We start from the raw sequence: 10340 nt of genomic DNA, 5'->3' as shown, positions 1-10340 counted from the left end.
TGGATGCGTTGGGCTTCGTGCCCTCCATGAGCCGCAAGGGCAACTGCTGGGACAACGCGGTGATGGAGCGCTTCTTCGGCGCACTGAAAAGCGAGTGGACCGACGCCCGGACCTACCGTACCCGCGAGGCCGCCCGACTGGATGTCGTGGAGTACATCGAAATGCAGTACAACAGCGTCCGACCCCACACGGCCCTGGGCCAACTTACCCCCCGGGAGTGGGAAAAGGCCGTTGCTTAGAGGGGTGTCCGTTCTCACTTGACCAGAACAGAATGGGGTGTCCCGGGCTGCGGTCTTAGGGCCCCGACAATACTGACTCGGTGCCTCGCTCCGTCCGACGTATCCGAAACGGCGGCATATTGCGGACCGGAAAGGACTTCCCCGATCAACCACAGGCCCTCTTCCAGCCTTCCCGTCTTCCTGTTAAACGCCCTTGACCTGGCCCTTCTTCGTGCCTTCGTGTGCTTCGTGGTCGATTCCAAGCAGCGTCGAACGTCGCGAGAAGGCGAGGACCACAGCGCAGCCCCGGGGGTTTGATACACTTTCAGGGGTGAGACAAGCGCCCGCACAGCGGGCTCAACCAAAGGGATTCGCATGAAGAAGATCGAGGCGATCATCAAGCCGTTCAAGCTGGAAGATGTCCGCGAGGCCCTGACCGAGATGGGCATTGCCGGGATGACCGCGACCGAGGTCCAGGGCTTCGGGCGCCAGAAGGGCCACACCGAGCTCTACCGGGGCGCGGAGTACGTGGTCGACTTCCTGCCCAAGGTGAAGCTGGAACTGGTGGTGGATGACGACCGGGTCGACCCCTGCATCGACGCGATCGTGAAGGCCTCGCGCACCGGCAAGATCGGCGACGGCAAGATCTTCGTGTCCGACATGTCGCGCGTGGTCCGTATCCGCACCGGCGAAGAGGGCAGCGAGGCTCTCTGACCGACCGTTCTTCCAGCGCCTTTTTGGATTGACCACGAAGCGCACGAAGGTACGAAGAAGGTCGAGGGCGGTTCACAGGAAGGCTGGAAGAGGGAAGGATGATTGGGGTGTGGCGAGTCGGGGTTGGCGGGTGCCCGTCGCAACCCCGAATCTCCGCAATACCCGCGGCGACCAAACCCGGTTACGCTTCCCCTCTTCGCGTCTTCCTGTAGACGCTTTTCCCTGCTCGCTGTGGCGGACTGAACGAACGTCCGTAGGCGCTCAGTTGGTGAGGAAGGGGATGCGGTCCATGACGCGCCACAGGCCGCCGCGCTCGTGGCCTTCCAGTTCCACCGGTTCGCCGGCGCGCACGGCGACCGCGGCATCCGGGTAGTTCAGTTCCAGCACGGTCATGGTGTTCTCGGCGTGGTCGTCCAGGCCGAGCTCGGTGTAGGCGCGATGCAGTACGGCCAGGGCCTTCGGCATCACCTCGGCGCCGGGGTAGGTGGAGATGACGTTGCGGGCGCGCTGCGCCGCGGCGACCCAGGCGGTGCGTTCCATGTAGAACTCCGCGACCCGCAGTTCATAGGCGGCCAGCGCATTGCGGATGTAGATCATGCGCTGGTAGGAGTCCGGGGCGTAGCGGCTGTCCGGGAACTCGCGGATCAGGCGGTCGAAGTCCTGGAAGGCCTGATCGAACGGCTCCGGGTCCATCTCGGCGGGATCGCGCGGGAACAGGTTGGCGAGAAAGCCCTGCTGGCGGTTGAAGTTGATCAGCCCGCGCAGGTAGTACGCATAATCGAGGTTCGGGTGGCGCGGGTTCAGCTGCACGAAGCGGTCCACCGCGGCCAGGGCGGGTTCCGGCTCGCCGGCCTTGTAGTAGGCGTAGGGGATCTCGATCTGCGCCTGCTGGGCATAGCGCCCGAAGGGATAGCGCGCCTCGAGTTTTTCGTAGTATTCGACGGCCTGGTCGTAGTTGCCCTCGTTCAGGGCGTTCTTGGCCTCGCCGTAGAGCTGGCTGGCGGACCAGCCGAGCGTGGGGTCTTCGCGCCCGGCACAGCCGGCGACCACGAGCGCCACGATCAGAACGACGAGCAGGCGCGACAGGTGCGGGACAGAAATCACGGCGAGGCCTCACAGATGAACCGAAGTGCAGGGATTCTACAACATCAAGCCCCGGTGGCGACGAGCGGGAGGCCGCGCAATGAGTGAACCGCGGGAGGCCTGTCTGCCGGAAGAAGCGGCGGGACAGCGCCTGGATGCCGCGCTGGCGCGGCTGTTCCCGGAGTACTCGCGCAGCCAGCTGACCCAGTGGCTGAAGGAGGGCGCGCTGCGGGTGGATGGTGGCTCGCCCCGCCCGCGCACGCCGGTGCGCGGGGGCGAGCGGGTCGAGCTGACGGCGCCCGAGGCGCCGGTGCTGGAGGCCCGGCCCGAGGCCATTGCGCTGGACATCGTCTACGAGGACGCCGCGGTGCTGGTGGTCAACAAGCCCGCCGGGCTGGTGGCCCACCCGGCGGCCGGGCATCGCGACGGCACGCTGGTCAATGCCCTGCTGCACCACGCCCCGGAGCTGGCGCAGCTGCCGCGCGCCGGGGTGGTCCACCGCCTGGACAAGGACACCACCGGCCTGATGGTGGTCGCGCGTACGCCCGAGGCCCAGACCGCCCTGGTGCGCCAATTGCAGGCGCGCAGCGTGCACCGCGAGTACCGCGCCCTGGTCCAGGGCCGAGTGATCAGCGGGGCCACCATCGACGAGCCGATCGGGCGTCATCCGGTTGATCGCAAGCGCCAGGCCGTGACCGCGGCCGGCAAGCCCGCGGTCACGCATTACCGAGTGGCCGAGCGCTTTCCCGCGCACACCCTGCTGAACGTACGTCTGGAGACCGGGCGCACGCACCAGATCCGTGTGCATATGGCACATATCCGCCACCCGATCGTGGGGGATCTGACCTACGGCGGTCGTCCGCGCCCGGTGAAGGGCATGGGCGACGCGGCGAAGGCGACGGTCGCGGCCTTCAAGCGCCAGGCCCTGCATGCGGCCCGCCTGGAGTTCGAGCATCCGGAGACGGGCGAGCCCTGCGCCTTCGAGGCCCCGCTGCCGGAGGATTTCGAGGTCCTGCTCGCGGCCCTGCGCGCCGATGCCCGGGAGGATGGGGATGTCTGAGGCCCTGCCGCTGTTGAAACCCGGGCCCGGGGAACTCCCGGCCGGGGTGCACGCGCTGCAGACGACCCGGACGGGTGGCGTCAGTACCGGGCCCTGGGCCGCGCTGAATCTGGCCCTGCATACTGGCGATGCCCCGGATCACGTGGCGGAAAACCGGCGCCGACTGGAACAGTCCCTGGGGTGCGCCGCGCCCATCGCCTGGCCGCGCCAGGTCCATGGGACGACCGTGATCACCGCCGATGCCCTGCAGGCGGCGCTGAAGGCGGGCGATACGCCCGAGGCCGATGCGGTGGTCAGCGACCGGCCGGGGGCGATCTGCGCCGTGCAGACCGCCGATTGTCTGCCCGTGGTGCTGGCGACAGTGGACGGCGCGGCGGTCGGGGTGGCCCACGCCGGCTGGCGTGGGCTGGCCGATGGGGTGCTGGAGGCAACGATCTTGGCGCTGAACGGCCTGCGGCCAGGTGTGCCAATCCAGGCCTGGATGGGGGCTGCCATCGGACCCGTCGCCTTCGAGGTCGGGCCCGAGGTGCGCGAGGCCTTCCGGGCGCAGGATCCGGAGGCCGATGCCGCGTTTCGGCCCGGTGCCGGGGGGCGCCTGCTGGCGGATCTCTACCGACTGGCGCGCCAGCGGCTGCAGCGGGCCGGTGTGGCGCAGGTCGCCGGCGGGGGCCGCTGCACCTTCACCGAGGCGGAGACCTTCTATTCCTATCGTCGCGAAGGAGCGACCGGCCGCATGGGCACGCTCGTGTGGTTCGCCCCCGACCCCGCGCGATAGCCACCTGTCACTGCGAGGCCCTGCCAGGGGCCGTGGCAGTCGCTGGATACACCCCGACGCTGGTTTCGCGGCGAGCCTCGGCTCTGGCCCCGCGTAGCGGTTTCCGCGCGTCTATCCTTGAAGCCGGGGGGATTGTCCCCAACGTTGGTGTCAGTTCAACAAGATTCGACCGAGGGGTTTCCCAATGCGAATGGATCGCCTGACCACCAAATTCCAGTCCGCCATCGCGGACGCACAGTCGCTCGCGGTTGGCCGCGACCATCAGTTCATCGAGCCGTCCCACCTGCTGCTGGCCCTGCTGGACCAGGAGGGGGGCACGATCCGTCACGTGCTCGACCGCGCCGGCGCCAACGTGCGCCAGTTGCGCTCCGCTTTGGGCGAGGCGCTGGATCGCCTGCCGAAGGTGGAAGGCGCCGCGGGCGAGGTGCATGTCTCCAACGACCTGGGGCGCATGCTGAACGTCTGCGACAAGCTCGCCCAGGAGCGCAAGGACCAGTACATCCCCAGCGAGCTGTTCCTGCTCGCGGCGATCGACGAGAAGGCCGGTGTCGGCGAGATGCTGCGCAACGCTGGCGCCAACAAGGACTCCCTGGAGAAGGCCGTGGAGGACATGCGCGGCGGGGCCCAGGTGGACGACCCGAACGCCGAGGAGAACCGCCAGGCCCTGGACAAGTACACCATCGACCTCACCGAGCGCGCCGAGCAGGGCAAGCTGGACCCGGTAATCGGGCGCGACGAGGAGATCCGCCGCTCGATCCAGGTGCTGCAGCGGCGCACCAAGAACAACCCGGTGCTGATCGGCGAGCCGGGGGTCGGCAAGACCGCGATCGTCGAGGGCCTGGCGCAGCGCATCATCAACGGCGAGGTGCCCGAGGGCCTGAAGGACAAGCGCGTGCTCGCGCTGGATCTGGGCGCCCTGCTGGCCGGGGCCAAGTACCGTGGCGATTTCGAGGAGCGGCTGAAGTCCGTGCTCAAGGAGCTGTCGCAGGAAGAGGGTCGCGTGATCCTGTTCATCGACGAGATCCACACCCTGGTGGGCGCCGGCAAGGCCGAGGGCGCGATGGACGCCGGTAACATGCTCAAGCCGGCCCTGGCGCGCGGCGAGCTGCACTGCATCGGCGCGACCACGCTGGACGAATACCGCCAGAACATCGAGAAGGATGCCGCGCTGGAGCGCCGCTTCCAGAAGGTGCTGGTGGACGAGCCCACGCAGGAAGACACCATCGCCATCCTGCGCGGGCTGAAGGAGCGCTACGAGGTCCATCACGGGATCGAGATCACCGACCCGGCGATCGTCGCCGCCGCGCAGCTCTCGCAGCGCTACATCACCGACCGGCAGCTGCCGGACAAGGCGATCGACCTGATCGACGAGGCCAGCTCGCGCATTCGCATGGAGATCGACTCCAAGCCCGAGTCCATGGACCGGCTGGAGCGGCGCCTGATCCAGTTGAAGATCGAGCGCGAGGCCCTGAAGAAGGAGTCCGACGACGCCTCGAAGAAGCGCCTGGGCACGCTGGAGGAGGAGATCGAACGCCTGGAGCGCGAGTACTCCGACCTGGAAGAGGTGTGGAAGTCCGAGAAGGCCTCGGTCTCCGGCGCTGCCCAGTTGAAGGAAGAGCTCGAGCGCGCCCGCACCGAGCTGGAGACGGCCCGCCGCGCCGGGGATCTGTCGCGCATGTCGGAACTGCAGTACGGGCGTATCCCGGACCTGGAGAAGTCCCTCGCCATGGCTCACGAGATGGAGAGCCAGGAGACCCAGCTGCTGCGCAACAAGGTCACCGACGAGGAGATCGCCGAGGTCGTCTCGCGCTGGACCGGCATCCCGGTCTCCAAGATGCTGGAGGGCGAGAAGGACAAGCTGCTGCGCATGGAAGAGGCCATTGGTGACCGCGTGGTTGGTCAGTCCGAGGCGGTGCGCGCGGTGGCCAACGCCATCCGCCGCTCGCGGGCGGGCCTGTCCGACCCGAACCGCCCGAACGGCTCGTTCCTGTTCCTTGGCCCGACCGGCGTGGGCAAGACCGAGCTGACCAAGGCGCTGGCCGGGTTCCTGTTCGACACCGAAGAGGCGATGGTGCGCATCGACATGTCCGAGTTCATGGAGAAGCACTCCGTGGCGCGGCTGATCGGGGCGCCCCCGGGCTACGTCGGCTACGAGGAGGGCGGCTACCTGACCGAGGCCGTGCGCCGCAAGCCGTACTCCGTGATCCTGCTCGACGAGGTCGAGAAGGCGCACCCGGATGTCTTCAACGTGCTGCTGCAGGTGCTGGATGACGGCCGCCTGACCGACGGGCATGGCCGCACCGTGGACTTCCGCAATACGGTGATCGTGATGACCTCCAACCTGGGCTCGCAGCAGATCCAGGAGATGGCCGGCGAGGAGAACTACGCGGCGATGAAGGGCGCGGTGATGGAGATCGTCGGGCAGCACTTCCGTCCCGAGTTCATCAACCGTGTGGACGACGTGGTGGTGTTCCATCCGCTGGAGCGCGAACAGATCCGCGCGATCGCCGATATCCAGCTGCAGTACCTGCGCAAGCGGCTGGAAGAGCGCGACCTGGGCCTGACCATCACCGACGCCGCGCTGGATCACCTGGGGGCCGCGGGCTTCGACCCGGTCTACGGGGCGCGCCCGCTCAAGCGGGCGATCCAGACCCAGCTGGAGAACCCGCTGGCGCAGTCGCTTCTGGCCGGCGAGTTCGGCCCCGGAGATACCATCGAGGTGGACATGGCCGGCGAGCAGCTGGCCTTCACCCGGGCGGCGGCCGCGGCCTGATCCGTCCGGTATCCTGCGACATCGACAAGGCCCGCCCGGTGCGGGCCTTTTTCATGCCGGGTCCGCGCTGCGACACAATCGCGGGCCTGGCGCAACGGGACGCGCGCCGCGCGCGCCGAGGGGGGTGGGCATGCCGCATTTGCGGGTCGAATATTCACAGGACCTGGCTGCGGGGCCGGAGGTGGCTGCCTGGCTGGACGCCCTGCACGCGGCGGCCTGCGCTTCGGGGCTGTTCCCGGCGTCGCATATCAAGGTCCGCGCCCACCCGGTGTCGCAGTATCGGGTCGGGGGCGAGGTGCGGCCTTTCGTGCATGTCGAGGTGCGTCTCAAGTCCGGCCGTTCGCTGGCGCAGCGCCAGGCGCTGAGCGAGGCCGTCCTGCGGGCCCTGCAGGACCGGATCGGGGAGGCGGTAATCACCGTCGAGGTGACCGAGATGGAGGCGGCGAGCTACGCGCGGCACGATCCGCAGGACGGAGACCGGGACCGCCCGGATTGAAATGCCGGTGTGCGTGGCGAGCCGGGCGTTCCGGACCGCTACACTCGGGGGGAGGAAAGACGGAACGGGATGTTCGTGATGGCGGTGGTACGGGTGGTTGCGGTCCTGGCGCTGGGGTTCGTGCTGGCGGGGTGTTCGCTGCTGGATGCGCGCGAACAGCTCGCGCGCATGGGCGGGGCCTGTGTGATCAGCGGCACGGTGGGACCGGACGCGACGGCGTCCGAGGCGGGTCGGACGGGGCCCTATATCGTGGCGGTATTCCGCGAGTCGGTCGGTGGCGCCGGGGTGCCCGAGCCGGTGGACCATGTGGTCAGCGCCCAGGGCGGGAGCTGGTTCTTCGGGCTGGAGCCGGGTCGCTATCGTGTGCTGGCCTTCCGCGACGAGGAGGGTGACCGGGCCCATCCCGCCGGTGCCCCGGTGCAGTATGTGGCCGGCGGCGATCCGCTGGACTGTGGCCCCGGCGGGCGGCTGACCGGGATCGAGATCCGCGTGAACGGGGACCATCGCCTGGCCCACCCGGTTGCGCTGCCGGCCACACGCGGCCTGGTGGGTGCCGAGGGCGCCAGCGACCTTCCGCTGAGCCTGGGACGGGTGACCGCCTTCGGCGCGATAACCCACCTGGACGACCCGCGTTTTGCGTCCGAGGTGGCCCGCGGCAGCCAGTGGCGACCCCTGGACTTCGTGATGGACGGTTACGCGGGGGTGTACTTCCTCGAGCCCCATGACCCGACGCGGACGCCGGTGCTGTTCGTGCACGGGATGAACGGCTCGCCGCGGGACTTTGCCGGGCTGCTGGAGGTTCTGGACCGCGAGCGTTATCAGCCGTGGTTCTACTACTACGCCTCCGGGTTGCCACTGCAGTCGGCGGCCGCGCACCTGGCACAGGTGGTGGAGGAGCTGGAAGTGCGTCACGGGGTCGAGTCGCTACCGGTGGTGGCGCACAGCATGGGCGGGCTGGTGGCGCGGGGGTTCCTGAACGAGCGAGCTCGGCGCGAGGCGGCGGCACCGGTGCCGGTTATGATCACCCTGTCCACGCCCTGGGCCGGGCACGAGCGGGCGCAGCAGGGGGTGGATCGCTCGCCGGTCGTGATCCCGGTCTGGCGCGACATGGCCCCGGGCAGCGACTACCTGGAAGGCCTGTTCCCGCATCCGGGCGCGGGGGCAGGCGAGTTGCATCTGGTGTTCGGCTACCAGCGCGGCGAAGGGGGTGCGCGCGCGACCGCGGACGGGGTGGTGACGCTGGCCAGCATGCTGCATCCGCCGGCCCAGCGCGAGGCGGCCTCGGTCTTCGGAGTGGCGACGACGCATGCCGGGATTCTGTCGCACCCACTGGTGCTGGAACGGGTGGAAGGGCTGTTGTCTGGTGTGCAGTGCGAGTGAGGCCCCTGGCGATCTCCTTGCACCGCGACGGCGCAACGGGATCGGCGTAGTCTGAAGGGATGCCTGCCGCTCCGACATTTTCGGCGGGCTTGCCAACGGGGAGCGCGATGCAGTTATTCGAGTGCGAGGTCTGCGGGCAGGGGGTGTATTTTGACAACACCTACTGCACCCGCTGTGGCCACCGGTTGGGGTTTCTTCCGGATCGCCTGGAGGTGTCCGCGCTGGCGCCGGCGGGCGAGACCGTGGATGCGCGCGGCCGCTCGGTGCCCGGCGGGCTGTGGCGTGTGGCGAACGAGCCGGACGGGCTGCTTTATCGCCAGTGCCGGCACTATGCGGTGGACGCGGTGTGCAACTGGATGGTGCCGCATGATGATGCGGACCCGTTCTGCCGCGCCTGTCGCCTGAACCGCACCATCCCCGACCTGAGCGTGCCGGGGAATGCACGGCTGTGGGAGCGCCTGGAAACCGAGAAACGGCGGCTGGTCTACGGCCTGCTGCGCCTGGACTTGCCCGTGGTGCCGCGGCGCGATGACCCCAAGGGCCTTGCGTTCGATTTCCTGGCCGACCCGGCCCCCGAGTTCCGCGAGGGCGGTGGTGTGGTCACCGGCCACGCCAATGGGCTCATTACCATCAACATCGCCGAGGCCGATCCCGCAGTGCGCGAACGCATGCGCGAGGCGATGGCCGAACCCTACCGCACGATTCTCGGCCATTTCCGCCACGAGTCCGCGCATTACTACTGGGATCGCCTGATCCGCAATACCGCCTGGCATACGCCCTTCCGCGAACGCTTCGGCGACGAGCGCGCGGACTACGACGAGGCCCTGCGGCGTCACTATTCCGATGGGCCGCCCGCCGAATGGCAGGCCTCGTTTGTCTCCGCCTATGCAAGTTCACACCCGTGGGAGGACTGGGCCGAGACCTGGGCCCACTACCTGCATATCGTGGATACGCTGGACACCGCCTCCGCCTACAACATGGACATCATGCCCGTCGCCGGCCCGTCGGCGCGGCTGGGCGCGCAGGGAGATTTGCCGGCCTTTGACGCGTATGCGGCCGAGGACTTCGATCAGCTGATGGAGCACTGGCTGCCACTGGTGAGTGCCCTGAACAGCCTGAACCGTAGTATGGGTCACCCGCACGTCTATCCCTTCGTGCTGACCGCTACCGCGATTGCCAAGCTGGCGTTCGTGCATCAGGTCATTCAGGATTTCCGCGCGGGTCGCCGCGCACAGCCGGCGAGTGCCACCGGGACCTGACCGGCCGCTCACGGGGCCCTGTCCCGGCCCCGCAGTACACCAATCGCCCAGGCGAAAGGACGCGAGATGTACAACGTTGCCACCCGCGGCCCGTTCAAGGGGCTGAACCCGCGCGTTGCGCCGCTGGCGCTGATGCTCGTGGTGATCATTGCCCTGCTGGGGGTTTATCGCACCGAGCAGCTGGGCGCGGTCGTGGGCGATGCGCGCGCCTTCGTTACGCCGTTGCTGGAGTGGTACTACGTGGTGGTGATGGCCTTCTTCCTGGTCATGGTGATCTGGCTCGGGGTGGGGCGCTACAAGAACGTGCGCCTGGGGCGCGACGACGAGGTCCCGGAGTTCACCACGCTGTCCTGGCTGTCGATGCTGTTCGCGGCGGGCATGGGCGTGGGCCTGCTGTTCTGGGCGGTGGCCGAGCCGCTGTCGCATTACGGCGGCAACCCGTTCCTGATCGACAATGGGGACCAGGCCGCCGCCGCGGACATGTCCATGTTCTGGTCAAGTGAGAACGGACACCCCTCTAAGCAACGGCCTTTTCCCACTCCCGGGGGGTAAGTTGGCCCAGGGCCGTGTGGGGTCGGACGC

Annotated in this window: 9 protein-coding genes and 1 pseudogene; 9 read left to right on the top strand and 1 reads right to left on the bottom strand. The window is 68.4% G+C overall.

The annotated features are described in order from the left end of the window. Together F572_RS0100185 and F572_RS0100180 are read left to right on the top strand one after the other, a co-directional pair. Positions 1-239: integrase core domain-containing protein (locus tag F572_RS0100185; RefSeq protein WP_018158273.1), on the top strand; the 239-nt coding region annotated here is incomplete at its 5' end. Between the two features lie 354 nt (positions 240-593). Next, the gene (locus F572_RS0100180) at positions 594-932 is read left to right on the top strand and encodes a P-II family nitrogen regulator (RefSeq protein ID WP_017940393.1); all 339 of its coding nucleotides are present in this window, start codon (positions 594-596) and stop codon (positions 930-932) included. A 261-nt stretch (positions 933-1193) separates the two neighbouring features. Here F572_RS0100180 and F572_RS0100175 read toward each other — a convergent pair whose 3' ends face one another. Next, a complete protein-coding gene (locus F572_RS0100175; protein ID WP_017940394.1) occupies positions 1194-2036 on the bottom strand; it encodes an outer membrane protein assembly factor BamD in 843 nt (280 codons plus the stop codon). A gap of 79 nt (positions 2037-2115) precedes the next feature. Between F572_RS0100175 and rluD the strand changes: the two genes are divergently transcribed. The 7 genes and pseudogenes from rluD to F572_RS0100140 form a co-directional block, all read left to right on the top strand. Then, a complete protein-coding gene (rluD, locus tag F572_RS0100170) occupies positions 2116-3075 on the top strand; it encodes a 23S rRNA pseudouridine(1911/1915/1917) synthase RluD (protein ID WP_017940395.1) in 960 nt (319 codons plus the stop codon). Then, entirely contained in the window at positions 3068-3850 is a 783-nt protein-coding gene (gene pgeF, locus F572_RS0100165) for a peptidoglycan editing factor PgeF (protein WP_017940396.1), read from the top strand. Before rluD ends, pgeF begins: the two co-directional genes overlap by 8 nt. Positions 3851-4040: 190 nt before the next feature. Continuing rightward, the gene (clpB, locus tag F572_RS0100160) at positions 4041-6623 is read left to right on the top strand and encodes an ATP-dependent chaperone ClpB (protein WP_017940397.1); all 2583 of its coding nucleotides are present in this window, start codon (positions 4041-4043) and stop codon (positions 6621-6623) included. Positions 6624-6753: 130 nt separating this feature from the next. Beyond that, positions 6754-7119: a 5-carboxymethyl-2-hydroxymuconate Delta-isomerase gene (locus F572_RS0100155; protein WP_017940398.1), complete on the top strand. Its 366-nt coding sequence runs from the start codon at positions 6754-6756 to the stop codon at positions 7117-7119. A 69-nt stretch (positions 7120-7188) separates the two neighbouring features. After that, positions 7189-8499, top strand: coding sequence for a triacylglycerol lipase (locus F572_RS0100150; RefSeq protein ID WP_017940399.1), 1311 nt, complete (start codon positions 7189-7191; stop codon positions 8497-8499). Positions 8500-8606: 107 nt separating this feature from the next. Continuing rightward, positions 8607-9758, top strand: coding sequence for a putative zinc-binding metallopeptidase (locus F572_RS0100145; protein WP_017940400.1), 1152 nt, complete (start codon positions 8607-8609; stop codon positions 9756-9758). Between the two features lie 66 nt (positions 9759-9824). After that, positions 9825-10247: pseudogene (locus F572_RS0100140) on the top strand (BCCT family transporter); the annotation flags it as partial. Between the last annotated feature and the right edge of the window lie 93 nt (positions 10248-10340).

The organism is Thioalkalivibrio sp. ALE14, assembly GCF_000376845.1.
Taxonomy (GTDB): domain Bacteria; phylum Pseudomonadota; class Gammaproteobacteria; order Ectothiorhodospirales; family Ectothiorhodospiraceae; genus Thioalkalivibrio.
The sequence above is the reverse complement of the archived record's forward strand: the minus strand, read 5'-3'. Positions and strand labels throughout refer to the sequence as shown.

Coding starts and splice junctions, on each gene's coding strand:
- F572_RS0100180 (WP_017940393.1), top strand. CDS start 594: ATGAAGAAGATCGAGGCGATCATCAAGCCGTTCAAGCTGGAAGATGTC.
- F572_RS0100145 (WP_017940400.1), top strand. CDS start 8,607: ATGCAGTTATTCGAGTGCGAGGTCTGCGGGCAGGGGGTGTATTTTGAC.
- rluD (WP_017940395.1), top strand. CDS start 2,116: ATGAGTGAACCGCGGGAGGCCTGTCTGCCGGAAGAAGCGGCGGGACAG.
- pgeF (WP_017940396.1), top strand. CDS start 3,068: ATGTCTGAGGCCCTGCCGCTGTTGAAACCCGGGCCCGGGGAACTCCCG.
- F572_RS0100150 (WP_017940399.1), top strand. CDS start 7,189: ATGTTCGTGATGGCGGTGGTACGGGTGGTTGCGGTCCTGGCGCTGGGG.
- clpB (WP_017940397.1), top strand. CDS start 4,041: ATGGATCGCCTGACCACCAAATTCCAGTCCGCCATCGCGGACGCACAG.
- F572_RS0100155 (WP_017940398.1), top strand. CDS start 6,754: ATGCCGCATTTGCGGGTCGAATATTCACAGGACCTGGCTGCGGGGCCG.